Origin of the sequence: Stenotrophomonas sp. YAU14A_MKIMI4_1, assembly GCF_003086855.1 — a bacterium.
In the GTDB taxonomy this organism is placed as follows: Bacteria; Pseudomonadota; Gammaproteobacteria; order Xanthomonadales; family Xanthomonadaceae; genus Stenotrophomonas.
This window is the reverse complement of record NZ_CP025998.1, coordinates 3,392,691-3,417,674: the sequence shown is the minus strand read 5'-3', so window position 1 is coordinate 3,417,674 and position 24,984 is coordinate 3,392,691. Positions and strand designations below refer to the sequence as shown.

Annotated in this window: 17 protein-coding genes; 8 read left to right on the top strand and 9 right to left on the bottom strand. The window is 67.0% G+C overall.

Annotation, left to right across the window (positions count from 1 at the left end; genetic code table 11):
• The first annotated feature begins 131 nt into the window (after positions 1–131).
• Positions 132–2,717, top strand: coding sequence for an ATP-dependent chaperone ClpB (gene clpB / locus C1931_RS15595; protein WP_108756988.1), 2,586 nt, complete (start codon positions 132–134; stop codon positions 2,715–2,717).
• A 21-nt stretch (positions 2,718–2,738) separates the two neighbouring features.
• Here the strand turns inward: clpB and C1931_RS15590 are convergent, their stop codons facing one another.
• The 3 genes from C1931_RS15590 to C1931_RS15580 form a co-directional block, all read right to left on the bottom strand.
• Complete coding sequence (locus C1931_RS15590) at positions 2,739–3,314, bottom strand: hypothetical protein (RefSeq protein ID WP_108756987.1); 576 nt, start codon at positions 3,312–3,314, stop codon at positions 2,739–2,741.
• An 18-nt stretch (positions 3,315–3,332) separates the two neighbouring features.
• A complete protein-coding gene (locus C1931_RS15585; RefSeq protein ID WP_108756986.1) occupies positions 3,333–4,460 on the bottom strand; it encodes a hypothetical protein in 1,128 nt (375 codons plus the stop codon).
• A gap of 116 nt (positions 4,461–4,576) precedes the next feature.
• The gene (locus tag C1931_RS15580) at positions 4,577–5,230 is read right to left on the bottom strand and encodes a hypothetical protein (protein WP_159095509.1); all 654 of its coding nucleotides are present in this window, start codon (positions 5,228–5,230) and stop codon (positions 4,577–4,579) included.
• A 252-nt stretch (positions 5,231–5,482) separates the two neighbouring features.
• On the opposite strand from C1931_RS15580, the gene C1931_RS15575 reads away from it, so the two are divergent.
• A complete protein-coding gene (locus tag C1931_RS15575) occupies positions 5,483–6,043 on the top strand; it encodes a hypothetical protein (protein ID WP_234412835.1) in 561 nt (186 codons plus the stop codon).
• 90 nt (positions 6,044–6,133) lie between these two features.
• Positions 6,134–7,420, top strand: a complete 1,287-nt coding sequence (locus C1931_RS15570) for an aminotransferase class V-fold PLP-dependent enzyme (RefSeq protein ID WP_108756984.1) — start codon at positions 6,134–6,136, stop codon at positions 7,418–7,420.
• A gap of 212 nt (positions 7,421–7,632) precedes the next feature.
• Here the strand turns inward: C1931_RS15570 and ybaL are convergent, their stop codons facing one another.
• Both ybaL and C1931_RS15560 read right to left on the bottom strand, forming a co-directional pair.
• A complete protein-coding gene (ybaL, locus tag C1931_RS15565) occupies positions 7,633–9,330 on the bottom strand; it encodes a YbaL family putative K(+) efflux transporter (protein WP_108753937.1) in 1,698 nt (565 codons plus the stop codon).
• A 157-nt stretch (positions 9,331–9,487) separates the two neighbouring features.
• Complete coding sequence (locus tag C1931_RS15560; RefSeq protein WP_108756983.1) at positions 9,488–11,875, bottom strand: TonB-dependent receptor; 2,388 nt, start codon at positions 11,873–11,875, stop codon at positions 9,488–9,490.
• Between the two features lie 336 nt (positions 11,876–12,211).
• Between C1931_RS15560 and C1931_RS15555 the strand changes: the two genes are divergently transcribed.
• Complete coding sequence (locus C1931_RS15555) at positions 12,212–14,077, top strand: ABC-F family ATP-binding cassette domain-containing protein (protein ID WP_108756982.1); 1,866 nt, start codon at positions 12,212–12,214, stop codon at positions 14,075–14,077.
• 407 nt (positions 14,078–14,484) lie between these two features.
• Here the strand turns inward: C1931_RS15555 and ampR are convergent, their stop codons facing one another.
• A complete protein-coding gene (ampR, locus tag C1931_RS15550; RefSeq protein WP_108756981.1) occupies positions 14,485–15,351 on the bottom strand; it encodes a LysR family transcriptional regulator AmpR in 867 nt (288 codons plus the stop codon).
• Between the two features lie 176 nt (positions 15,352–15,527).
• Here ampR and blaL2 point away from each other — a divergent pair, with 176 nt between their 5' ends.
• Positions 15,528–16,442, top strand: a complete 915-nt coding sequence (blaL2, locus tag C1931_RS15545; protein WP_108756980.1) for a L2 family extended-spectrum class A beta-lactamase — start codon at positions 15,528–15,530, stop codon at positions 16,440–16,442.
• A 63-nt stretch (positions 16,443–16,505) separates the two neighbouring features.
• On the opposite strand, the gene ggpS is transcribed toward blaL2, so the two are convergent.
• Together ggpS and C1931_RS15535 are read right to left on the bottom strand one after the other, a co-directional pair.
• Positions 16,506–18,755, bottom strand: coding sequence for a glucosylglycerol-phosphate synthase (gene ggpS / locus C1931_RS15540; RefSeq protein ID WP_108757782.1), 2,250 nt, complete (start codon positions 18,753–18,755; stop codon positions 16,506–16,508).
• Positions 18,756–18,820: 65 nt separating this feature from the next.
• Positions 18,821–20,062 (bottom strand): MFS transporter, encoded by a 1,242-nt coding sequence (locus C1931_RS15535; protein ID WP_108756979.1) that lies wholly within the window; start codon positions 20,060–20,062, stop codon positions 18,821–18,823.
• A 134-nt stretch (positions 20,063–20,196) separates the two neighbouring features.
• On the opposite strand from C1931_RS15535, the gene C1931_RS15530 reads away from it, so the two are divergent.
• Together C1931_RS15530 and C1931_RS15525 are read left to right on the top strand one after the other, a co-directional pair.
• Positions 20,197–21,438 (top strand): cation:proton antiporter, encoded by a 1,242-nt coding sequence (locus C1931_RS15530; protein WP_108756978.1) that lies wholly within the window; start codon positions 20,197–20,199, stop codon positions 21,436–21,438.
• Positions 21,439–21,515: 77 nt separating this feature from the next.
• Positions 21,516–22,160 (top strand): hypothetical protein, encoded by a 645-nt coding sequence (locus tag C1931_RS15525; RefSeq protein ID WP_108756977.1) that lies wholly within the window; start codon positions 21,516–21,518, stop codon positions 22,158–22,160.
• Between the two features lie 171 nt (positions 22,161–22,331).
• Here the strand turns inward: C1931_RS15525 and C1931_RS15520 are convergent, their stop codons facing one another.
• Positions 22,332–23,063: a DUF3011 domain-containing protein gene (locus C1931_RS15520; RefSeq protein WP_108756976.1), complete on the bottom strand. Its 732-nt coding sequence runs from the start codon at positions 23,061–23,063 to the stop codon at positions 22,332–22,334.
• A 159-nt stretch (positions 23,064–23,222) separates the two neighbouring features.
• Here C1931_RS15520 and aspS point away from each other — a divergent pair, with 159 nt between their 5' ends.
• Entirely contained in the window at positions 23,223–24,974 is a 1,752-nt protein-coding gene (gene aspS / locus C1931_RS15515; RefSeq protein WP_108756975.1) for an aspartate--tRNA ligase, read from the top strand.
• Positions 24,975–24,984: the final 10 nt, after the last annotated feature.

Sequence of the window (24,984 nt, the reverse complement as noted above, 5' to 3'; positions counted from 1 at the left end):
GCCGGCGCATGCTTGCCACAGCCTGACCGATCCCCGGGTGCAGTCGCAGCCGCCCTTGAAACGCGGTGGCGCAACCGCATCTTCCCTGCATCGCCGGCGCGGGCCGGCTCTGTAACCGATGAGGATTCGCAATGCGGATGGACAAGCTCACCTCGCGTTTCCAGCAGGCGCTGGCAGACGCACAGTCGCTGGCCGTGGGCCGCGACAACAGCATCATCGAACCGGCTCACCTGTTCAGCGCGCTGCTGGACCAGCAGGGCGGCAGCACGCGGCCGTTGCTGGCCCAGGCCGGGGTGAACGTGCCGGTGCTGCGCGAGCGCCTGGCCGAGGCGCTGGATGCACTGCCGAAGGTATCCGGGCAGGCCGGCAACGTGTCGCTGGGCAATGACCTGGGGCGCCTGCTGAACCACACCGACAAGCTGGCCCAGCAGAATGGCGATGCCTTCATCGCCAGCGAATGGTTCGTGCTGGCCGCGCTGGAAGACGGCGGCACGCTGGGCATGGCGCTGCGCGCCGCCGGCGCCGACAAGACCCGCCTGCAGGCGGCCATCGACAAGCTGCGTGGCGGCGAGAACGTGCAGTCGGAAAACGCCGAAGAGCAGCGCCAGGCGCTGGAGAAGTACACCATCGACCTGACCGCGCGCGCCGAGAGCGGCAAGCTGGACCCGGTAATCGGCCGCGATGAAGAAATCCGCCGCACCATCCAGGTGCTGCAGCGCCGGACCAAGAACAACCCGGTGCTGATCGGCGAACCCGGCGTGGGCAAGACCGCGATCGTCGAAGGCCTGGCCCAGCGCATCGTCAACGACGAAGTGCCCGAAGGCCTGCGCGGCAAGCGCGTGCTGTCGCTGGACATGGGCGCGCTGATTGCCGGCGCCAAGTTCCGCGGCGAGTTCGAGGAGCGCCTGAAGGGCGTGCTGAACGACCTGGCCAAGAGCGAAGGGCAGATCATCCTGTTCATCGACGAACTGCACACCATGGTCGGCGCCGGCAAGGCCGACGGTGCGATGGATGCCGGCAACATGCTGAAGCCGGCGCTGGCGCGTGGCGAACTGCATTGCGTGGGTGCCACCACGCTGGACGAGTACCGCAAGTACATTGAAAAGGACGCCGCGCTGGAGCGCCGTTTCCAGAAGGTGTTCGTGGGCGAGCCGTCGGTGGAGGACACCATCGCGATCCTGCGTGGCCTGAAGGAAAAGTACGCCGTGCACCATGGCGTGGAGATCACCGACCCGGCCATCGTCGCCGCTGCGACGCTGTCCAACCGCTACATCACCGACCGCCAGCTGCCCGACAAGGCCATCGACCTGATGGACGAGGCCGCCTCACGCCTGCGCATGGAGATCGACTCCAAGCCGGAAGAACTGGATCGCCTGGAACGCCGCTTGATCCAGCTGAAGATCCAGCGCGAGATGCTGAAGAAGGAAAAGGACGATGCGTCGCGGCAGCGTCTGGCCGATCTGGAAAATGACATTGATGGCCTGGAGCGCGAGTTCTCCGATCTGAACGAAATCTGGAAGTCGGAGAAGGCCGCCCTGCAGGGGGCGACCAAGATCAAGGAACAGGTGGAACAGGCCAAGCTGGACCTGGAAGCTGCCCAGCGCCGCCAGGATTTCGCGCGCATGAGCGAGATCCAGTACGGCCTGCTGCCGCAGCTTGAAAAGCAGCTGGCCGCTGCCCAGGAAGCGGAGAGCAACGACTTCAAGCTGGTGCAGGACCGGGTGACCGACGAGGAAATCGCCGAGGTGGTTTCGCGCTGGACCGGCATTCCGGTGAACAAGATGCTGGAAGGCGAGCGCGACAAGCTGCTGCGCATGGAAGAGGTGTTGCATAACCGCGTGGTCGGCCAGGAAGAAGCGATCAAGGTCGTTTCCGATGCCGTGCGCCGTTCGCGTGCCGGGCTGTCCGACCCGAACCGGCCGGCAGGCTCGTTCCTGTTCCTGGGCCCGACCGGCGTGGGCAAGACCGAGCTGTGCAAGTCGCTGGCCGAGTTCCTGTTCGACAGTGCCGACGCGATGATCCGCATCGACATGAGCGAGTTCATGGAAAAGCACAGCGTCGCCCGTCTGATCGGCGCGCCCCCGGGCTACGTGGGCTATGAAGAGGGCGGCTATCTGACCGAGGCCGTGCGTCGTCGCCCGTACTCGCTGATCCTGCTGGATGAGGTGGAGAAGGCACACACCGATGTCTTCAATATCCTGCTGCAGGTCCTGGACGATGGCCGCCTGACCGACGGCCAGGGCCGCACCGTGGACTTCCGCAACACCGTCATCGTGATGACCTCGAACCTGGGCTCGCACCAGATCCAGGACATGAGCGGCGACGACAGCCCGGAGGCCTACACGCAGATGAAGGCGGCGGTGATGGGTGTGGTGCAGGCGCACTTCCGCCCGGAGTTCATCAACCGCCTGGACGACATCGTGGTGTTCCACCCGCTGGACAAGCAGCAGATCAAGCAGATCGCGCGCATCCAGATGCGCGGCCTGGAAAAGCGCCTGGCCGAGCGCGGGCTGAAGCTGGTGGTGTCCGATGCGGCGTTCGACCTGCTGGGCAACGTGGGCTTCGACCCGGTGTATGGTGCGCGGCCGTTGAAGCGTGCCATCCAGTCGCAGCTGGAGAATCCGCTGGCGCAGAAGATCCTGTCCGGTGCGTTCGCCAACGGCGATACCATCGAGGTAGGCAACGATGGCGGCCAGCTGGTGTTTGCCAAGGCCTGATGCAGTTGTGTGCGTCCCCGCCTACGGGCGGGGGCGTACCGGGCGGTAGCGCCCGTTATCGCCGACACCGCTGCCGCGGGTATCTACGTTGGCGCACAGTCTTTCTTTTCCGCACAGAACCACGTCGGCGCGGTTGTAGGCGCGCAGCAGCTGGGCCTCGACCTGGTTGCGCTTGATCTCGGTGGTATACCGATCGCCCAGCCACACCGCACCGGCCAACAGGGTGGTGCCGCTGGCCAAGGCGATGGTCACGCTTTTCCACAGCACACCGCGCGACGTGAGTTGCAGGCGCTTCACTTCTGCAGCCAGCGCGTCGGTGCTGCGGCCAAGATGCTCTGCTGAGGCGGTCAGTTGCTGCTCGTAAGCGCCCATGGGGGCGAGCAGGGCGTGCTTGACGGCGGCGCTGCCCTCGCGGGTCAATCCAGCAATGGCGTTGTCCGCGCTGCGGCGGAACTGCTGTGGCAACGATTGCGTGAGGCCGTTCAGTGCGGCCGACAGATGTGACTGCTGCTGGGCCATTTCCGTGCAGATCCGCTGGTAGCGCTCCATCAGCAGGGCGGTCTTGCTGATCAGTTCCTCAAGTTCGCGCTCATCCATGGTCCTGTCTCCCCTGGATCAGCGACGCATGGCGGGCGCCTGCGTTTCCTGCTGCAGGCCATGCTGACGTGCCTGTTCCTGGGCGTGCTCGCGCGTCGCGTCTTCTGCGTTCACCTGATTGCGCGCCTGCTGGTTCAGTGCCTGGCCGGCCTCACCGGTGGACATCTGCTGGTTGAGGATCTTGAAACGCTCGGGGTCTGCGTTGAGCAGCTCGTCCAGGCGTTGGCTCAAGGGGGACGCCGTCTGGAACTGGGGACGCTCGCGCTGCGGACCGCCGTGGGAGCCGGGCGCATTGCGGTGTTCAGCGGGGTTGAAAGGATGCGCGGCGCGCTTTGCTGCCTCAGCCTGGCGCTCTGCGTAGGCGCCGGGTTCATCCGGGCCACGGAGCGTGTGCACGACGTCCAGCACCAGGCCGGGTCCGCCACGTCCGATCACCGTCGCGGTCGCGCGCATCTGATGGATGCTTGTGCGATAGGCGTCGACTCTTCGCTGATCCTCAGGATCCGTGATCCGTGCTGACGGGTCATCCAGTACTGATTTGATTTCGACGCCGTCTTCGACCCGATCGACAAAGTGCTTCATCCGGTGCGAATCGGACAGCGCGATGGCAGGCAGCGGAGCTCGGGTTGCGGCGGAGAGTACTCCAGGCAGGCGGGAAGCGAGCTCTGCGCCGCGCAGGGTGGCCAGTTCGCCCGGCAAGGCATACATCTCGACCCTGCCGTAGTGCTTGCCGGCCGCGCTGACGAAGTCGCCGGCGGTGACATGGTTGACGAAGGTCGCCGCATGCGCCGGCTGTCCGCTGGGAATGCGATAGCCCAGGCTGGCCGCGCCATACGGGTTGAATGCGTCGCCGGGAAGATCATGGTGATGGCCGGTGACCTGCGCCATGCCGCCACCGAGCGAGTGGCCAGTGACGGAAAGCTGGGTGCCATCGCGCTCGGCCATGACCTTGGCCTGTCGGGTCAGTTCCAACGCATCCTTGAGCTGCGCATTGAAGCGCGTGGTGACCATGCCGAGGTCGACGAGGCCATCCTTCAGCAGCTCGCGGTCGAACTCGGTGCCGCGGTGGGCTACGACGTAGTCGCCTGTCCTCACGCTTCTGTAGATGGAGCCTTGGTAGCCGCTGGGCCTGTCCAGATGCTGCACTACTTCATATTCTTCATTTCCGCCTGGTCCAGCTTTCAAGGTTCCAGGTGTCCCATCGGCTTTGATGGGAGGCGGGTCGTACACAGCCATTGCCAGATCGGCTCTTACGGATCTGCTCATTGTTCATGCGTCCTTGCGTTGATTGAGATGCTGTAGGAGAAAAATCTGTCGTAATCAGATAATGCAACTTCTCTTTCGAATCGCTCTTGCGACAAGCTGGATGCTGGGTATACGTTTCCGTCGTCCAGTAAAGGCACAAATGCCTTCGCTGCAAAGCGCGTCTGTTCCTTATGTGCTGGGGATGCGCTGATGGAGAAGTATGCAATTGACTTGGTGGATGGCGCTCTAAGATTGGCGCTTATCCGTACAAGGTTCCAACTGCACTCCCCGCGACCGAAGTAGTTTGATGGTTTCATGCCATCGCGATAGAACTCCCCTACGAAGGTAGCGTCGCTGACTTTTCGGAGCTGGATCGGAAGCGAATACCGCTCGATTCCGTATCTGACGCCTTCAAAGTTGTCTATGGGTGGTAGGCATCCTTCGTCGGCAATTTCGTAGTCCGCCGACGTCGCGGAAATGAACATCTCCTCCGGCGCGTCATGCGTAGTAACCACCACCTCATACGCCTCTTTCGGCGAGGGATTGGCTTCATACGGCGGCGCGCGCTCCTTGCTTCCGCAGGCGCCGAGCAGCATCAGCAGGCTCAACAACAGGAGGCGCCCGAATGAAACCCGGCACGTGCCGTCGGGGTGATCTTTGATCTCATCCATGCCACGCTCCATCACCGGGGATTGTCCCAACGATACGGCTGCGCAGGTGCACACTTCCGTTCTGCGAGTCGGCTGTGCCTGTTATGTGGCATTGATCTCAGTTTCATCGCAGGAATTCACCGGCTGCTGGACGATGGCTCTGCCGATTGCGTCACCCGCTGCTGCTGGCCTGCCGAAACGCGTAATGCTATGGATGCCACTGGCGCTCGCCGGTCCCTCGGCTTCCAAACCCCAGGAGAAGGAGTTCCATCCATGACATCCCGACTCATCCTGTTGCGTCTCACCCTTGGCGCACTGCTTGCGCCTGCAGTGGCGCTGGCAGCCAGCACCGAGCAGGCCCGCCTGCCGGCCATGCCCGGTTACGCACAAGCCCACCAGGACACCGATCCGCAGGGCAACCGCCTGATCGAATACGTACCGCAGGGCCAGACCGTGCAGGACTGGACCGACATGATCACCGTCAACACCGCGCCCCACGCTGCCAACGCCACCCCGCGCGAGTTCCTGGGCATCATCGAAGCCGGCTGGAAGCTGGCCTGCCCCGATGCTCAGGCCAACTGGGTAGGCGAGGGCGTGGAGGAGGGCCGCCCCTTCGCGGTGCTGATGCTCGGTTGCCCGCGCAATCCCGGTACCGGCAAGCCGGAGTTCACCTGGATCAAGGGCATCCAGGGGCTGCAGGACTTCCACACCGTGCAGAAGGCATTCCGCGCCGAACCCGAACCGAAGGATGTGGTGACCTGGATGGGCTGGTTGCGCGACGTCGCCCTGTGCGGCAATGGCCAGGCCCCCGCCTGCGTGCCCGACGCGCGCTGATAGCCAGCGGTACGGGCGTTATCACCATGCGCTCTCAGGAAGGTGCGCGCGCTGCCCTATGGTGGCGGTTTCCCGCCTGGAGGGTGTGCAATGAGCGATCCGCAGTGGCAACTGGAAACCCTGGCCGTGCATGGCGGCTACCGTCCCGACCCAACCACGCGTGCGGTGGCGGTGCCGATCTACCAGACCGTGGCCTACGCCTTCGATGACACCCAGCACGGCGCGGACCTGTTCGACCTGAAGGTGCCGGGCAACATCTACACGCGCATCATGAATCCCACCACTGATGTGCTGGAGCAGCGTCTGGCCGCGCTGGAAGGCGGCATCGGGGCGCTGGCCCTGGCCTCGGGCCAGGCGGCGATCACCTATGCAATCCAGACCATTGCCGAGGCAGGCGACAACATCGTGGCGGCCAGTGCGCTGTACGGCGGCAGCCTGAACCTGCTGGCGCACACGCTGCCGCAGTACGGCATCCAGGCGCGGTTCGCCGACCCGGCCGATCCGGCCGCGTTCGCCGCGCTGATCGATGCGCGCACCAAGGCGGTGTTCGTCGAATCCATCGGCAACCCGCGCGGCAATGTCACCGACATAGCGGCCATTGCCGAGGTGGCACACGCCGCTGGCGTGCCGCTGATTGTGGACAACACCGTGGCCACACCCTTCCTGTTGCGCCCGTTCGAGCACGGTGCCGACATCGTGGTGCATTCGCTCACCAAGTACCTGGGCGGCCACGGCAACAGCCTGGGCGGGGCGATCATCGATTCGGGTCGTTTCGACTGGGCCGCGCACGCGCAGCGCTTTCCACGCCTGAACCAGCCCGACCCCAGCTACCACGGCGTGGTGTACACCGAAGCGCTCGGGCCGGCCGCCTATATCGGCCGCGCGCGGGTAGTACCGTTGCGCAACACCGGCGCTGCGCTGTCGCCGTTCAATGCCTTCCTGATCCTGCAGGGCATTGAAACACTGGCACTGCGCATGGAGCGGATCAACGCCAACGCGCTGGCCGTAGCGAACTTGCTGAAGACGCACCCGAAGGTGGCCTGGGTGCGCTATGCCGGCCTGCCTGACGACCCCGAACACGCCGCCGCGCAGCGCTACCTGGGCGGGCACGGTTCCGGCGTCCTGACCTTCGGCCTGCCGGGCGGTCGCGCGGCAGGGGCGCGCTTCCTGGATGCGTTGAAGCTGTTTACCCGGCTGGTGAACCTGGGCGATGCCAAGTCGCTGGCCACCCACCCGGCCTCGACCACGCACCGTCAGCTGGATGCTGCAGGCCTGGCCCGGGCCGGCGTGAGCGAGGATACGGTACGACTGTCGATCGGCATCGAGCATATCGGCGACCTGCAGGCCGATCTGCAGCAGGCGCTGGACAGCGCCTGATAGCCGCACGCTTGGTCGTCATCGCCGAAGGCGATCACCACCGGCCGCGCGATGCGTTACGGTGGAACTGCCTCTCCAAGGCGTGGCAAACATGGCAATGCAGATCCCCGGCGGGTGCGGGCCCGCCGGGGATTTTTTGTTCCGCCGATTTCCGTATCCGCGCATGGCGTGGATCTACCGTGTCGACCAAGGTCGACACCTACCCATAGCCGTTACACCACCGGAATGCTGTTCTGCCCCAGATTCCGGTACGGCGGGGTGGACATGATCATTTCCGCCAGCGAATAGGCCAGCTCGCGCTCGGCCATCACCGTGCCGTCGGCGCCGTGTTCCAGTAGATGCTTCACTTCGGCATCGCTGTGCGCGCGTGCCAGCAGGGTCAGGTCGGGATTGATGGCGCGCAGCTTGGCCAGCGCTTCACCGGCTTCCAGCGGCTGCGGAATGGCCAGCACGGCGATCTTGGCGCGCTCGGGATGGGCCTCGGCCAGCACCCGGTCGGCGGCCGCACTGCCGCGGATGGCGGCCAGGCCCTTGGCATGGGCCTGCTCGACATGTTCCTTGTTGTCGTCGATCACCAGCACCGGCACGCCGCGGTCGCGCAGCACCTGGGCCAGCTCGCTGCCCACCCGGCCGTAGCCGATCACGATGGCGTGGTCATGCAGATCGCGCGAAGGGCCGGTGGCCTCTTCCGGTTCCGGCGCCTGCGGCAGCTGCTCCTGCTTGGCCTGCCAGCGGTCCAGCAGGCCGAACACCAGTGGGTTCAGCATGATCGACACCAGCGCACCGGCCAGCACCAGCGACTGGCCTTCCTTGGGCAGGATCTGCAGCGCCACGCCCAGGCCGGCGATGATGAAGGCGAATTCGCCGATCTGCGCCAGGCTGGCCGAGATGGTCAGCGCGGTGCTGGTGGGGTGGCCGAAGGCGCGCACGATGAAGAACGCAGCGGCCGACTTGCCGAACATGATGATCGCCACCGTCGCCAGCACCTGCCAGGGGTGCTGCACGATGATGTTGGGGTCGAACAGCATGCCCACCGAGACGAAGAACAGCACCGCGAAGGCGTCGCGCAGCGGCAGCGAATCGTGCGCCGCCTTGTGGCTGAGCTCCGATTCGTTCAACAGCATGCCGGCGAAGAAGGCGCCCAGCGCGAAGGACACACCGAACAGCATGGCCGAGCCGAACGCCACGCCCAGCGCGATGGCCAACACCGACAGGGTGAACAGTTCGCGCGAACCGGTGCCGGCAATGCGTTCCAGGATCCACGGAATGACCCGGCGGCCGACCACCAGCATCACCGCCACGAACAGGCCCAGCTGCACGAACGTCCAGCCGATATCGGCCAGCACGCTGCCCAGGGTGTGGGTTTCCTTGGCGGCATCGGGGCCGAACACACCGGCAAGTACCGGCATCATCACCAGTGCCAGCACACAGGCCAGGTCTTCCACGATCAGCCAGCCGACGGCGATCTTGCCGCGCATGGTTTCCAGCAGGCGCCGCTCTTCCATGGCCCGCAGCAGCACCACGGTACTGGCGGTGGCCAGCGAGAAACCGAAGATGACCCCGTGCAGCGCCGGCCAGCCCATCAACCAGGCCACGCCCCAGCCGAGCAGGGTAGCGACGGCGATCTGGCCGATCGCACCGGGAATGGCGATGGCCTTCACCGCCATCAGGTCCTTCAGGGAAAAGTGCAGGCCGACGCCGAACATCAGCAGCATCACGCCCAGCTCGGCCAGCTGGTTGGCCAGCGCCTGGTCGGCCACGAAGCCGGGGGTGAACGGGCCGACGCAGATGCCAGCGACCAGATAGCCGACCAGAGGCGACAAGCGCAGCTTGTTGGCCAGGGCACCGAAGATGAAGGCGAGCCCCAGGCCAACGGCCACGATGTTGATCAGGTCGGTGTCATGGTGCATCGGCACTCGCAGGTAATCGGGGGATGCCCCGATTTTCACCGATGCGGCCACATACGGCAAACCGAAAATGCGAACGGGGTCAAAGCCCTTTTCTGGCGAAAAGGAATCTGACCCCGGGGCAGCACCGCCGGGCGTGGCCCGGCGCTACCGTTATCGCTTACCAGTTGTACTTGATGCGGCCGTAGACATACGCGCCGTTGAAGCCGAAAGGCGAGTAGTTGCTGTAGGGCAGCATGCCGAAGGTCGAGTTCTGCAGGTCTTCGGTGCGGTCCGGGTATTCGTCCAGCAGGTTGTCCGCGCCCAGGGTCAGGGTCCAGTTGCTGCTCGGCTTGTAGCTGACCGAGGCATCGAGCACCCACTTGTCGCCGTAGGTCTGGTCACGCAGGGCGGTGGCGGAGTTGCGCACGGTGAATTCGCCGTAGCGGGTGGCCGCCAGGCCCAGTTCCCAGTGGTCCGAACGCCAAGTGCCGCTGACAATGGTCTTGTCGCGCGGGAAGCTGTCTTCGATGCGGCCGATCTCATCACGGCCGATCAGCGACTGGGTCAGGCCCAGCGTGCTGAATACCGCCGGGGTGCCGCCCACGCGACGCACTTCGGTGTCGTTGTAGCTGTAGGCGGCGGTCAGTTCCAGGCTGCTGGCGCTGAACGGAATGGTGTAGCTGGACACGAAGTCCACGCCGCGGGTGCGGGTATCCAGGCCGTTGGTGAAGTACGAGAACGCGGTGACCTGCGGCAGCCCCAGGCCGGCCAGCAGGTTGCTGGTGGCGGTGTTGGTGGTGATGCTGGAGGACAGCGCGATGCGGTCATCGATGTCGATCTGGTACGCATCCACGGTCACGTACAGGCGGTCCACCGGCTGCAGCACCAGGCCCACGCTGTAGCTGGTGGAGGTTTCAGCCTTCAGCGGCGAAGCGCCCAGTGCCTGTGCGGCGGTGCTGGTGGTCGGGAAGGTGCCGCGTTCGACGAACACGCCGTTGGTGAACTGGCTGGTGACCGCCTGGTAGCCCTGCTGGGCCAGCGACGGTGCGCGGAAGCCGCTGGAAGCGGTGGCACGCAGTGCGACCTTGTCGGTGAAGGCGTAGCGCGCCGACAGCTTGCCCGAGAAGCGATCACCGAAGTCCGAGTAATCCTCGTAGCGACCGGTGATGCCGGCCGAGAACTTGTCGGTCAGGTCTGCTTCCAGGCCGGCGTAGACCGCGTAGTTGTGGCGGTCGGCATGCACTTCATTGGTGGGGGTGAAGCCGCCGAAGCCCTGCGCGCCGCTGCCGGTGTAGGAGTTCAGCTCGCCCGGGTTCTGGTCCCACTTTTCCTTGCGGTACTCACCGCCGAAGGACAAGGTGACCGGATAGGCCAGGCCCCAGTCCAGCGACTTGGTGATATCGGCATTGAACACGTCCTGCTGGTACTTCAGCGTGCCGTCGTAGAACGAGCGCGGGCTGGTCGCACCGAGGCTGTAGTTGATGCTGTTGCGGGTGTGGAAGTCCAGGGTGTTCTCGCCGTGGTTCAGGCTGAGGTCCCAGGTCCAGCCACTGTCGGTGTTGCCCTTGACCCCGGCCACCACCGAGCGGTCCTTGGAATACTGGTTGATTTCCGGCACGAAGCCGTCCGGGTAGACCTGGGCCAGCAGCGCGCTCTGGCCGTTGTGGTTGCGCGAGCGGTAGAACGCGAACGAGGTGATGTCGCGGTTGCTGAGGATCGCGTTGGCGTAGCCGGTGATGTGGTCGCTGAAGTCGAAGCTGGCGTTGGCCGACACGGCGGTGGCGTCCACCTTCGGGTCGCCCACCACGAAGGTGGTTTCGCCGATGGACGGGTAGTTCACCGTGTTCGGGGTGGTGCCGCGGTACGGGCCGGCGCGGTTGCTTTCATCCTGCTGGCTGATCTGGCCGGCCACGTGCACGCGGCCACGGCCGCCGCCGAACTCCAGGCCGGTATCGCCGGAGAGCTGGTACTTGTTGCCGTCACCGGCCGAGTACTGGCCGTAGTCGACCGCCAGGCTGCCGCCACTGCCGCTGCCCTTCAGCACGATGTTGATGACGCCGGCGATGGCGTCCGAGCCGTACTGCGCCGACGCACCGTCGCGCAGCACTTCCACGCGCTCGATGGCGGCGATCGGAATGGCGTTGATATCCACCGCCGACGAACCGCGGCCGATGGTGCCGTTGACGTTGATCATGGCCGAGGTATGGCGGCGCTTGCCGTTCACCAGCACCAGGACCTGGTCGGGCGACAGGCCGCGCAGCTGCGCCGGGCGCACGCCGCTGGTGCCGTCGGTCAGGGCCGGGCGCGGGAAGTTCAGCGAGGGCAGGGCGCGCGACAGCGCCGTGGCCAGTTCACCGCTGCCGGTGGACTGCAGGATTTCCGGGGTGATGATGTCGATGGGCGACTGCGATTCGGCCACGGTACGGTCGGCCACGCGGGTACCGGTGACGATCACCGTGTCCAGGGTGTTGGCGGCGGTGCCGGTCTGCTGGGCCAGGGCGGCGAACGAGGAACCACCGAGGGCGACAGCGACGGCGGCGGCGATCAGGCTGGTCTTGCGGGTCATCGGGAGGGGGCTCCGGTTGGCGGGGGCGGGCACCGGAATCGACATCACAGGGTGAGGCGGACGACGGTTGTTGCGGTGCGCAATGCAGGAATTAACGGGATATTCAGTGCCTGTCAAATGGTGGTAACAGGAAAAAATGTTGCCGTGGCAACCATTTAGCTGTGACAGGCAGTGAAGCGGGGGGAGGGGCCGGGGGCTGCGCGGGGCCGACGCGGGAGAGAGTTGGCCTGCCACCGCGCATCCCGGGGCGCGTCAAGTATTCGTTAACGCTAGAATTGCGTCGCAGGAACAGTGCTCACCAGCACATTCCATTCGGTTATATGGACGCCTTCCCCCATGATTTCGCTTCGTAATTTCGCCTTGCGCCGCGGCGAGCGGCTGCTGTTGTCCAACGTCGACCTGACCCTGCACGCCGGTTACCGGGTGGGCGTGGTTGGCCGTAACGGGGCCGGCAAGTCCAGCCTGTTCGCTGCAGTGAAGGGCGAACTGGAAGCCGACAAGGGCGATGTGGACCTGCCCGGCAAGGTGCGCATCGCCAGCGTGGCCCAGGAAACCCCGTCGCTGCCCGACCCGGCGCTGAGCTTCGTGCTGGGTGGCGATACCGAAGTGGCCGCGGTGCTGGCCGCCGAGGCCGATGCCACCGCCCGCGAAGACTGGGAAGCGGTGGCCGAAGCGCATACGCGCATGGCTGAGCTGAACGCCTACGACGCCGAAGCGCGCGCCGGCAAGCTGCTGCACGGCCTGGGCTTCCCGGCCGAGACCCACCACCGCGCGGTGTCCTCGTTCTCCGGCGGCTGGCGCGTGCGCCTGAACCTGGCGCGCGCGCTGATGATGCCCAGCGACCTGCTGCTGCTGGACGAACCGACCAACCACCTGGATCTGGACGCGGTGTACTGGCTGGAACAGTGGCTGCTGAAGTACCCGGGCACCCTGCTGCTGATCTCGCACGACCGCGAGTTCCTGGACAACGTGGCCACCCACACCCTGCACCTGCACGGTGGCGGGGCCAAGCTGTACCCCGGTGGCTACACCGACTTCGAGCGCCAGCGCGCCGAACAGCTGCGCCAGCAGCAGATCGCGCACGAGAAGGAACAGGCCGAGCGCGCCCACCTGCAGAGCTTCATCGACCGCTTCAAGGCGCAGGCCAGCAAGGCGGCGCAGGCGCAGAGCCGCATGAAGCGACTGGCCAAGCTGGCCGGTACCGAAGCGGTGCGTGCCGAGCGTGAATTCCGCATCGAATTCGCACCGCCGGCCAGGCTGCCGTTCTCGCTGATCCGCCTGAACCATGTCGAGGCTGGTTATGGCAGCGACGCGGTGATCCTCAACAACGTGGGCTTCGGCCTGGAAGCGGGCCAGCGCATCGGCCTGCTGGGCCCCAACGGCGCCGGTAAGACCACCCTGGTGAAGACCCTGGTGGGTGAGCTGAAGCCGATTGCCGGCGAGCGCTCGGCGCACCCGGACCTGCGCATCGGCTACTTCGCCCAGCACACGGTGGAATCGCTGCACGAAGGGCAGTCGCCGATCGAGCATTTCCGCGAGATCGCCCCGGACGCGCCGAACCAGGCCTTCCGCGATTTCCTGGGTAAGTGGAATTTCCCCGGTGACCGCGCCTTCGAGCCGGTCGACGGTTTTTCCGGTGGCGAGCGCGCGCGCCTGGCGCTGGCCCTGATCGCCTGGCAGCAGCCGAACGTGCTGCTGCTGGACGAACCGACCAACCACCTGGATCTGGAGATGCGCGAGGCGCTGGCCGAAGCGCTGGCCACCTTCGAGGGCGCCATCGTGATGGTGTCGCATGACCGCCATCTGATCGGCCTGGTCTGCGATACCTACTGGCGCGTGGCCGATGGTGTGGTCGAGCCGTTCGATGGCGACCTGGATGCCTACGCCGCCTGGCTGCGCACCCGTCCGCAGGCACAGGGCACCAAGGCGCGCATGGAGCAGGTGGAAGAGCCGGTGGTGGTCAAGACCGCACCGGTGGCGCAAGTGGTGCAGAAGAAGCCGGCCAACCCGCACAAGCTGGCCAGCGCGGAAGCCAAGGTGGCCGAGCTGGAAGCCAGCCTGGCCGAGCTGGACCGCCAGCTGGCCGACCCGGCCAACTACGCCGATGCCACCCGCATGGCCGTGCTGGGGCGCGAGCGCGAGACTGCTGCCGCGCAGCTGGAAAAAGCCGAAGCGGCGTGGATGGAATTGCTGGAAGCCTGATGGCGTCCGCCGGGCACGGCCCGGCGGCTTTCCCCGATCCGCTGCGCTCGCCGGGCATGGCCCGGCGCTACCGAGGCACCGCGAACGCGGGTAGCGCCGGGCCGTGCCCGGCGGCATCAGCGGTATTCGCGATCCATCGGTAGCGCCGGGCCGTGCCCGGCGGCATCAGCGGCGTACGCGATCCATCGGTAGCGCCGGGCCATGCCCGGCGGCATCAGCGGTATTCGCGATCCATCGGTAGCGCCGGGCCATGCCCGGCGGCATCAGCGGCGTACGCGATCCATCGGTAGCGCCGGGCCGTGCCCGGCGGCATCAGCGGCGTACGCGATCCATCGGTAGCGCCGGGCCATGCCCGGCGGCATCGGCGTACGCGATCCATCGGTAGCGCCGGGCCATGCCCGGCGGCATCACCCGCCCTGCGCCTGCAACCATTCGCGGAATCGCTTGGCCGGTTCGCGTTCGCTGCGCGAGCGCAGCCGGGTCAACCAGTAGCGGCCCAGCTCCAGCGTGGTGGCAAACGGCTGCAGCAGGCGCCCTTCGGCCAGTTCCTGTTCGAACATGCGCAGCGGCAGCAGCGCCACGCCGGCGCCACCGGCTGCAGCGGCAGCCAGGGTCAGCGAAGAGTCGAACACCGGGCCTCTGGCCTCCACGCCGCTGGTGGCGGCCGCCTGCAGCCAGCGCGGCCATTCGTCGCTGCGGTACGAGCGCAGCAGCGTCACCGCGGCCAGATCGCGGGGGTGCTTCAACCGGCGCGCCAGCGCGGGCGCACACAGCGGCGCGAAGGGTGCCTCCAGGATGGCCGTGCAGTGTTGCCCCTGCCAGTCGCCCTCACCGAAGCGGATGGCCAGGTCCAGTCCTTCGCCGGCCAGATCGATACGGTTGTTGTGGGTCTGCAGGCGCAGCTCGATATCCGGGTGCGCTGCCTCGAAGGCCGCCATGCGCGGCAGCAGCCAACCGGTGGCGAACGTGCCCACCACCCCGATCGTCAGCACCTCGCGCGCTGGCCCACCGGTGTAGCGGGCGATGCTGGCCGAGATGCGCTCGAACGCTTCATGCAGCACCGGGAACAGTGCGGCGCCCTCGTCGGTGAGTGCTACCCCGCGTGGCAGGCGGTGGAACAGGCGGATGCCCAGCCGGTCTTCCAGCCCACGGATCTGGTGGCTCAACGCGGCTTGGCTGACGCACAGCTCCAGCGCCGCACGGGTGAAGTTCTGGTGGCGGGCCGCGGCCTCGAAGGCGCGCAGGGCGTTGAGCGGCAGGGTGGGGTGCAGCATCGGGAGGTGTGAGGCAGGCTGATGGGTGCATCCTAGCGTGTTAACCCATGCAGCCGTCAAATAAAGGGTTGAACACGTCAGGCATTAGATTTGTTTATGTCTTGCCCTGAAAACTCGCGTTGGTCACGTGTGCACCACGCTTTCAATAATCCGGGTTCGTTTCCCGGAGCCCGCCCATGCACGCCCGCCGTCGATTCCTGCAACTCAGTGGTGCCGCCATCGCATCGTCCCTGCTTGCGCCCGCCTTGGCGCGGGCCGCCGCGCCTGCCCCTGCCAGCCCGGCCATGTCCGCCGCCATTGCCGGTGCGGTGGATTTCGCCGCGCTGGAAAAAGCCAGCGGCGGCCGCCTTGGCGTGACCGTGCTGGATACCGGCAGCGGCCGTCGCCTGGGCGGGCACCGCCAGGACGAGCGCTTCCCGATGTGCAGTACGTTCAAATCGATGCTGGTGGCCCACATCCTGAGCCTGGCCGATGCCGGTCGCCTTTCGCTGGACACCCGCGTGCCGATCACCGAACGGGATCTGTTGTCCTACGCCCCGGTAGCCCGCCGCCATGTCGGCAAGGACCTGAGTGTGCGCGACCTGTGCCGGGGCACGCTGACCACCAGTGACAACACCGCCGCCAACCTGCTGCTGGGGGTGAACGGGGGGCCGGCGGCGCTGACCGCCTTCCTGCGCGCGCAGGGCGACACGGTCACCCGCAATGATCGCTACGAGCCGGACATGAACCGTTTCGCGAAGGGCGACCCGCGCGACACCACCAGCCCGGCGGCGATGGCAGCCAGTCTGGCCCGGTTCGCGGTGGGCGATGGCCTTCCTCCGCCCTCGCGGCTGCAGTTCGCCGATTGGCTGGTCGACAACCAGACCGGCGATGCCTGCCTGCGCGCGGGCCTGGGCCCGCGCTGGCGGGTGGGTGACAAGACCGGCAGCAATGGTGAGGACACGCGCAATGACATCGCCGTGCTGTGGCCACGTGCGGGCGGTACGCCGTGGGTCATCACCGCGTATCTGCAGGGCGCCAGCGTGGACGAGGCGCAGCGCGCTGCAGTGCTGGCGCGTGTCGGCGCACTGGCCGATGCACTGATCGGCTGAAGTGCAGCGGCGCGGTGCGGGGTCGGAGCCGCTTCCGGTGTAAACGGATTCGACCCCAGTGCGTCAGCTGGCTGGTGTGTCGCTGCCTTCTACCGCGGCCAGGAAATCACGGCCCCAGCGGTCCACGTCGTAGTACTCCACGATGCCCTGCAACTGGCGCAGGCGCGCGCTGGCCTCTTCTTCGGGCATGGACAGCGCCTGCAGCAGGCCGGCGGCCAGATCGGCCGGGTCGTGCGGATTGGTCAGCACCGCGCCCTTCAACTCGGCCGCCGCGCCGGCGAACTCGCTCAGCACCAGCACGCCGGGCGTGCCTTCAATGCCCTGGGTGGCGACGAATTCCTTGGCCACCAGGTTCAGGCCATCACGCAGCGGGGTGATCCACATCACCTGCGCGGCGGCGTAGTGCGCCACCACCTGTTCGAACGGCAGGGCCTGGGCGAAGAAGCGCACCGGCGTCCAGTCCAGCCGCGAGAAGCGGCCATTGATGCGGCCAACCGCCTGTTCGATCTGGTTCTGCAGCGTGCGGTAGACGGTCATCTCGCGCGCGGCTGGCACGCAGACCATCAGCAGGGTGACCTTGCCGCAGTGCTCGGGGTGCTGTTCCAGCACGCGTTCGAAGGCTTCCAGTTTGGCCAGGGTGCCCTTGGTGTAGTCCAGCCGTTCCACCGACAGCACCAGCTTGCGTGCGCCGATCTCGCGGCGCAGCTTGAACAGATCGTTGCGCACCTCGGCACGCGCCAGCAGGTTGCGGATGCGGCGCACGTCGGTGCCCACCGGGTGCGCGCCCAGCGCCACATCGCGGTCGCCCACGCGCAGGCGGGTGGTCATGGTGTCCAGGCCCACCGCGCAGCCATAGGTCAAAAAGCGCGGCGCGCAGCTTTCCCAGGCCAGGCGCTCGGCCGGCATGGCGCCACGCACCACGTCCACGAAGTTTTCCACCTGGCGCGGAATATGGAAGCCGATGTAGTCGCAGCACAGCAGGCTGCCGATGATCTCGCGCCGCCACGGCACCACGTTGAACACATCGGCGGAGGGGAAGTAGGTGTGGTGGAAGAAGGCGATCTTCAGGTCCGGGCGCAGTTCGCGCAGCGCGGCCGGCACCATCCACAGGTTGTAGTCGTGGATCCACACCGTGGCGCCGTGCGCGGCTTCGTCGGCCACGGCCTCGGCGAAACGGCGGTTCACCTTCAGGAACACCTGCCAATCGTCTTCGCGGAACCGCGCGCGTTCCCAGAACACGTGCAGCATCGGCCAGAACGCTTCCTTGGAAAACCGCTTGTAGAAGATGTCCACGTCCTGGCGACTGAGCGGTACGCGGGTGGCGCGCAGGGTCGGGTAGCGCTGCGCGTCCACCTGCACATGGCGCTGGAACGGGCGGTGCTTGGGGTCGTCGATGCCCCAGGCCACCCAGCTGCCGCGCTGGCCACCTTCGAAGAAGCTCAGCAGCGAGGGGATGATGCCGTTCGGCGAACGCGGCGGTCGCTGCACCAGCTTGCCGTCCTCGATGGCTTCATCGAAGGGCAGGCGGTGATAGACCATCACCAGTTCGGCGCCCTGCGCGCGTGCGGCGGCCGGCGCATGCAGGTACGGGTCATCGGCGGCCAGCAGGCCGAAGTGTTCGATGGCTTCCACAATGCCGCCGCAGCCGGGTTCGCGGGCGTGGTAGGTGTTGGCCAGATCAGCGGTGGCTGCAGTCAGCGCTGGCTCCGATTCGCCCACGCACACGCCACGGAAACCGGCCTGGTACATGGACAGGTCGTTCAAGGTATCGCCGGCCACCAGGATGCGCTCGCGCGGCAGTTCCAGCAGGCGCGCCAGCGCGGCCAGGGTGCGGCCCTTGTCGGTGTCCGGCGGCAGGATGTCCAGGTAGCGGTCGGCCGAATACAGCACGTCGCAGCCCAGTTCCGCCGCGGTCTGCTGGATCTGCGCGCGCAACGGGGCCAGCGTGGCCGGATCGCAGAAATAGGAGCAGCGGCGTTCCTGCGGAACATCCTGGCGCTGCAGTGCGGTGAACGGCCGCATCGCTTCGGCCACCACCTGTTCGCCGGGCCAGTGCGCGTCGATCATCGACTGCAGCGGCTGCAAGGGCTGCAGGGTGTGGCCATGCACCACGGTGGCGCCCACGTCGCAGACGATGTAATCGGGGCGGGGAATGGCCGGGTCGGACAACAGCGGCATCACCGCTTCCAGGCCGCGCCCGGTAATGAACACCAGGGCGATGCCCGGGTGCTGGTCCACCAGCCGGTACAGGCGGTGGCGCTGGGCGGCGCTGCCGGCCAGGAAGGTGCCATCCAGGTCGGTGGCCAGGATCAGCTGTGGCCCGGTGGCCGTGCTGCTGGAAAGAAGGGGGTTCGGAATCAGGGTCGGGGACTCGACAGTCAATGCACTTCCTTCGTGGGTACGGTGGGAGATTCGGTTTCCGGCATCAGCTCCAGGGCCGCAGGCGTGGTCCGCAGCATGGGACGGAACGGTGCCGGGTGGGTGCGCAGGCGCGCATGGCGCAGCAGGCGCAGGGCGGTGAAGGCGGCCAGCGCGGTCAGCACGGCGGTGAAGTACAGCGGCAGCGCTGGGGCGCCGTAGCGCTGCATCAGCGCACCGGCCAGCGCCGGCCCGATGGCGGCGCCGATGCCGTGTACCAGCAGCAGGCTGCTGCAGCCGGACAACAGGTCCGGCGTGGGCAGGTAGTCCAGCATATGCGCCACGGCGAACGGATAGAGCGCGAACGCCAGGCCGCCATAGCAGAACACCAGCACGAACATCAGGTGCACCTGCTGCGACAGCGGCGGCAATGCGGCCAGCGCGGCCACGGCGGCGGCCAGCACGCTCAGGCACAGCAGGCCCAGCCGACGGTCATGGCCATCGCTGATCCGGCCCAGCGGCCATTGCAGCAACGCACCGCCGGCAATTGCCGTCAGCATGAACAGCGGCACCTGCGCATCGCGCAGGCCGATCTGTTCGGCATACACCGGCAGCAGGCCCCAGAACGGCCCCATCGCCAGGCCGGACAGCGCGGCGGCGACGGTGGCCACCGGCGCCAGCGCGTACAGGCGCTGCAGCGTCAGCCGCGGCACGCTGGGCACCTCCGGCTGCTGCAGGCGGGTGGCGGTAACCGGCAGCATGGCCGCGCACACCAGCAGGGCAGTGAGCGAAAACATGGTGGCCGCGCCGGTATCGCCGGCCAGCAGCAGCACCTGGCCCAGCGCCAGCGCCGACAGGTTCACCATCATGTAGACCGAAAACACCCGGCTGCGCCGCTGCGGGTCGGGCTCGGCGTTGAGCCAGCTTTCGATCACCGTGTACAGGCCCACCAGTGCTATGCCGGTCACCACGCGCAGCACGATCCAGCCGGCGGCGCTGATCCACAATGGGTGCAGCAGCACGGCCATGGTGGCCAGCGCGGCGTGGAAGGCAAATGCCCGGCTGTGGCCGATGCGGCGGATCAACGGCGGGGCGGTGAAGGTGCCGATGAAATAGCCGGCGAAGTAGGCCGACATGATCCAGCCCAAGGTGCCGGCACTGAAGCCTTCCTGCCCACCGCGAACGGCCAGCAGGGTGCCCAGCAGCCCGCTGCCAGTCAGCAGCAGCGCCACGCCGAGTAACAGGGCCGTCAGCCGCCACATGGGTGCGGCCTCGATGGAATAGGTGGAGAAAACACCTGTCCCACCCTAACACACCCGCATTTCAGCCTCGTTCGATTTGCAGCGCGGCGCAGCCACGCGCATGCTGCGCGCGTTCGTTCCACACGGAAGTCACGATGAGCCATGAACTGATCTACCTGCTGCTGATCTTCGCGCTGCTGGTCATACCGCGCGCGCTGCAGCGCTTCAGCCTGCCGGCGCCGCTTACGTGCCTGCTGTTCGGCATCATCGCCATGCTGTGGCTGGGCGAGCGTTCGCACGATGCGGTGATCGGCCTGCTGGCAACGCTGGGTATTTCTTCGCTGTTCCTGTTCGCCGGGCTGGAAGTGGATCTGGCCGCGCTGCGGCGTGGGCTGTGGCCGCTGCTGGCGCACCTGGTCATCCGCAGTGCCACGCTGTTCGGTGTGGGCTGGCTGGCCTGGCGCTATGCGGGCCTGCCGTGGCAGGCCGCAGGTCTGCTGGCGCTGGCCCTGCTCACCCCGTCCACCGGTTTCATCATGGATTCGCTGTCTCGGCTGGGCCTGAGCGAAGACGAGCGTTTCTGGGTGACCAGCAAGGCCATTGCCGGTGAACTGCTGGCGCTGGCGGCGCTGTTCGTGGTGCTGCAGGCCGGCGATCCGTGGCACATGGCCATGTCCAGCAGCGCATTGCTGGCGATGATGGTCGGCCTGCCGCTGCTGTTCATCGCCCTGGGTCGCTGGGTGGCGCCGCATGCGCCCGGTTCGGAATTTTCGCTGCTGGTGATGGTGGGCATGGTGGCGGCCTACATCACCTACCTGCTGGGCGTGTACTACCTGGTGGGCGCGTTCATCGCCGGCCTGGTCGCGCGCCTGCTGCACCAGCGCATGCCGCTGCTGGCTTCGCACGAGAACCTGCACGCGCTGCGCCTGTTCGCCTCGTTCTTCGTGCCGTTCTACTTCTTCAATGCCGGCACCAAGGTGCCCAGCGAAGCGCTGAGCTTCGAGGCGCTGGGGCTGGGCGTGGTGATTACCATGGTGGTGCTGCCGCTGCGCATCGCCGTGGTGTGGCTGCAGCGCCGGGTCATGTTCGGCGAAAGCTTCCGCAGCAGCCTGCGGGTGTCGCTGGCGCTGGCACCCACCCTGATCTTCACCCTGGTGCTGGCGGCGATCATGCGCGAGCGCTTCCAGATTCCGGCGGTGTTGTTCGGTGCGCTGCTGTTGTACGCCGCGCTGACCACGCTGCTGCCGTCGCTGGTGTTCCGCACGCCGTTCGATGTCGATCCGGTGGAGCAGGAACCTGCCGGTGAAGGCGAGGGTGCGCCGGTGGCGGCGACTGAAGTGATCGAGCCGACACCGGCGCGCGACACAAACGCAGGCACGCCAGCGCCGTTGCCATAGTGTTCGGGCACAGCGGGTGGGGCGGTGCCCGCTGCCCGCGGTTTGCGCGCGCTGGCCATGGCCGTTAGGGTGGGGCCATGACTGTCCGTTCCGCCTCGATGTCCGCCGTGCTGCTGCTGGCCCTTGCGGCCTGTTCGCAGCAACAGCCCCCGATCAGCCACGATGTGGCCACTGCGCCTTCCGATGCCTTCATGGCCGCCGTGGCCGCGCACTGCGGCCAGGCGTTCGCCGGCCGGGTAGTGGAAGACACTCCGGCCCCCGCGGGTGACGATCCGTTTGCCGGCAAGCCTCTGGTGATGCACGTGCGCGGCTGCGACGACCCCGGCCATGAGCTGCGCATTCCGTTCCATGTGGGCGATGACCATTCGCGCACCTGGATCCTGACCCGCACCGAGCATGGGCTGAAGCTGAAGCACGACCACCGGCACGCCGATGGCAGCCCCGATGTCATCACCCTGTACGGCGGCGACAGCACGCCACCGGGCACCGCCCAGCGCCAGCAGTTCCCGGCAGATGCCGATTCGGTGGCGATGTTCCGCCGCGCCGACATGCTCGCCTCCACCCACAACGTGTGGGCGATGGAGATCGAGCCGGACCAGCGCTTCGTCTATGAACTGACCCGCCCCGGCGGGCGCCGTTTCCGCGTCGAATTCGACCTGGGCAAGCCGGTGGCGCTGCCGCCGGCGCCGTGGGGTTCCGAGCAGGCACCGGCCCGGCCCTGAGCGGATTGGGGTCGGATCCCCTGCCGCAGGCAGGGGCTCTGACCCTGTCGAGCAGCCAGCGCAGGGGTCAGAGCCCTGGCCGATGGCCAGGGATCCGACCCCGCCCCGTCGGCACCCTGAGCGGATCGGGGTCGGACCCCCTGCCGCAGGCAGGGGCTCCGACCCCATGCCTCAGCGGGTACCGAAGCGTGCCCGGCAACCGTTGCTGACCCACACGCTGCCGCGCGAGTAGCCCCAGCTGCGGCCTTCCTGGCAGGCACTGCCGGACAGCTGCTGCTGCAGGACCGGTCGGCCCTGGCGCTCATCCCAGTTGCAGTTCTGGGTACGGTTGTTGTTGCTGCTGCAGGTAACGGTGTAGTTGCTGTTGCCGCCGCCCCAGCCGCCGCCATTGCCACCGCCCCAGCCGCCGCGGCTTTCGGCGAATTCACCGCGGCAACCGCGGTTGACCCAGATGGCGCCGCGACGCACGCCCCAGGTCTGCCCTTCCACGCAGGCCGAGCCGGAGATCTGCCGCACCAGGGTGGCCCCGCGCCAGTTCACCGGACAGGTGCGCTCGCGGTTGTCCTGGCTTTCGCAGCGGATGGTGCTGCCGCCCCAACCGCCGCCGTGGTTGCCGCCCCAGCCGCCGCGGCCTTCGACGAATTCGGCGCGGCAGCCGCCGTTGACCCAGATGCTGCCGTTGCGGCTGCCCCAGGTGCGGCCCTCCACGCAGGCCGAGCCGGACAGCTGGCGTACCAGCTGGGCGTCGCGCCAGCCGGTGCTGCAGACCCGTTCACGGTTGTTCTGGCTTTCGCAGCGGACCACGCCGGTCTGCGCGGCGGCGGGGGCGGGGGACAGGGTCAGCCCGGCAAGGGCGCCCAGGGTAAGGGTGGTGGCCAGACTGGCCAGGGACAGCGCTTTCATGGCAAATCCCCATACGGTGTGTGGTGCGCGACTATAAGGACGGGGTGGATAAAGCCCGCGTGACCGTCCGCATTTGCCCCAGCCGGGCCCTCGGCCGCAGAATACGAGGCTTTCCGGCCCCCGTCGGGTGCCGGCGTTCTCCAGCGGAGCTTTCCCCCCATGCGTACCCACTTCTGCGGCCTGGTCAACGAGACCCTGATTGGCCAGACTGTCACCCTCGCCGGCTGGACCGACGTGGCCCGTAACCAGGGCGGCGTCTGCTTCATCGATCTTCGCGATCATGAAGGCATCGTGCAGGTGACCGTGGAGGTGGACAACGCCGAAGTGTTCGCCGTGGCTGCCAGCCTGGGCTACGAAGACGTGCTGCAGGTGGAAGGCGTGGTGCGCGCGCGCCATGCGGTGAACGACAAGATCGCCACCGGCAAGGTGGAAGTGATCGCCACCGCCATCACCGTGCTGAACAAGGCCGCGCCGCTGCCGTTCCACGCCCACGAGAACCCGGGCGAAGACACCCGCCTGAAGTACCGCTACCTGGACCTGCGCCGGCCGGAAATGCAGCGCATGCAGCGCACCCGCATCAAGCTGGTGCAGGCCCTGCGCCGCCACCTGGACGAGCGCGGCTTCCAGGACATCGAAACCCCGATCCTGACCAAGGCCACCCCGGAAGGCGCGCGCGACTTCCTGGTGCCGGCGCGCATGCACCCGGGCGAGTTCTACGCCCTGCCGCAGAGCCCGCAGCTGTTCAAGCAGATCCTGATGGTGGCCGGCTTCGACCGCTACTACCAGATCGCGCGCTGCTTCCGCGACGAAGCCCTGCGCGCCGACCGCCAGCTGGAATTCACCCAGCTGGACATGGAATTCGCCTTCGTGCGCGAGCGCGACGTGCAGGATTTCGTTGAAGACATGATCCGCGCCATCTTCAAGGAAGTGGTGGACGTGCCGCTGGCGGCCAGCTTCCCGCGCATGACCTGGGCCGAGGCCATGCGCCGCTACGGCTCGGACAAGCCGGACCTGCGCATCGCGCTGGAGCTGGTGGACGTGGCCGAACTGGTCAAGGACAGCGAGTTCCCGGTGTTCACCGGCCCGGCCAACGATGCCGACGGCCGCGTGGCCGCGCTGCGCATTCCGGGCGGTGCCACCCTGTCGCGCAAGCAGATCGACGAATACGCCGCGCACGCCGCCAAGTACGGCGCCAAGGGCCTGGCCTACATCAAGATCGCCGACAACGGCGAAGTCAGCTCGCCCATCCAGAAGTTCTTCAGCGAAGAGCGTTTCGCTGCGCTGGTGGCCCACGTCGGCGCCGGCAACGGCGACATCGTGTTCTTCGGTGCCGGTGGCTACAACAAGGTGTCCGACTTCATGGGCGCGCTGCGCCTGAAGGCTGGCAAGGACTTCGGCCTGGTCGCCGACGGTTGGGCGCCGCTGTGGGTCACCGACTTCCCGATGTTCGAATGGGACGAGGAAGAGCAGCGCTACGTCGCCCTGCATCACCCCTTCACCGCGCCGGCCGTGGACGATATCGCCGACCTGCGCGCCAACGCCCGTACCGCGGTTTCGCGCGGCTACGACATGGTGCTCAACGGCAATGAAATCGGCGGCGGTTCGATCCGTATCCACCGCCCGGACATGCAGAGCGCAGTGTTCGAGCTGCTGGGCATCGGCGCCGAAGAAGCCCGTGCCAAGTTCGGCTTCCTGCTGGACGCGCTGAACTACGGCGCCCCGCCGCACGGCGGCATCGCCTTCGGCATCGACCGCATTGCCGCGCTGATGGCCGGTACCGAATCCATCCGCGACGTCATTCCGTTCCCGAAGACCACCGGTGCGCAGGATCTGATGACCGATGCGCCGTCGCCGATCGTCGACGTGCAGCTGGCCGAAGTGCATATCCAGGTTCGCCCCAAGACCAACTGATCAGGAGATC

Bases quoted from the DNA above. Each gene is read 5' to 3' on its own strand.
- C1931_RS15590 (WP_108756987.1), bottom strand. From the start codon at position 3,314: ATGGATGAGCGCGAACTTGAGGAACTGATCAGCAAGACCGCCCTGCTG.
- C1931_RS15525 (WP_108756977.1), top strand. From the start codon at position 21,516: ATGACTGTCCGTTCCGCCTCGATGTCCGCCGTGCTGCTGCTGGCCCTT.
- C1931_RS15575 (WP_234412835.1), top strand. From the start codon at position 5,483: ATGACATCCCGACTCATCCTGTTGCGTCTCACCCTTGGCGCACTGCTT.
- ybaL (WP_108753937.1), bottom strand. From the start codon at position 9,330: ATGCACCATGACACCGACCTGATCAACATCGTGGCCGTTGGCCTGGGG.
- C1931_RS15520 (WP_108756976.1), bottom strand. From the start codon at position 23,063: ATGAAAGCGCTGTCCCTGGCCAGTCTGGCCACCACCCTTACCCTGGGC.
- aspS (WP_108756975.1), top strand. From the start codon at position 23,223: ATGCGTACCCACTTCTGCGGCCTGGTCAACGAGACCCTGATTGGCCAG.
- C1931_RS15535 (WP_108756979.1), bottom strand. From the start codon at position 20,062: ATGTGGCGGCTGACGGCCCTGTTACTCGGCGTGGCGCTGCTGCTGACT.
- C1931_RS15560 (WP_108756983.1), bottom strand. From the start codon at position 11,875: ATGACCCGCAAGACCAGCCTGATCGCCGCCGCCGTCGCTGTCGCCCTC.
- blaL2 (WP_108756980.1), top strand. From the start codon at position 15,528: ATGCACGCCCGCCGTCGATTCCTGCAACTCAGTGGTGCCGCCATCGCA.
- clpB (WP_108756988.1), top strand. From the start codon at position 132: ATGCGGATGGACAAGCTCACCTCGCGTTTCCAGCAGGCGCTGGCAGAC.
- C1931_RS15570 (WP_108756984.1), top strand. From the start codon at position 6,134: ATGAGCGATCCGCAGTGGCAACTGGAAACCCTGGCCGTGCATGGCGGC.
- C1931_RS15555 (WP_108756982.1), top strand. From the start codon at position 12,212: ATGATTTCGCTTCGTAATTTCGCCTTGCGCCGCGGCGAGCGGCTGCTG.
- C1931_RS15580 (WP_159095509.1), bottom strand. From the start codon at position 5,230: ATGGATGAGATCAAAGATCACCCCGACGGCACGTGCCGGGTTTCATTC.
- ampR (WP_108756981.1), bottom strand. From the start codon at position 15,351: ATGCTGCACCCCACCCTGCCGCTCAACGCCCTGCGCGCCTTCGAGGCC.
- C1931_RS15530 (WP_108756978.1), top strand. From the start codon at position 20,197: ATGAGCCATGAACTGATCTACCTGCTGCTGATCTTCGCGCTGCTGGTC.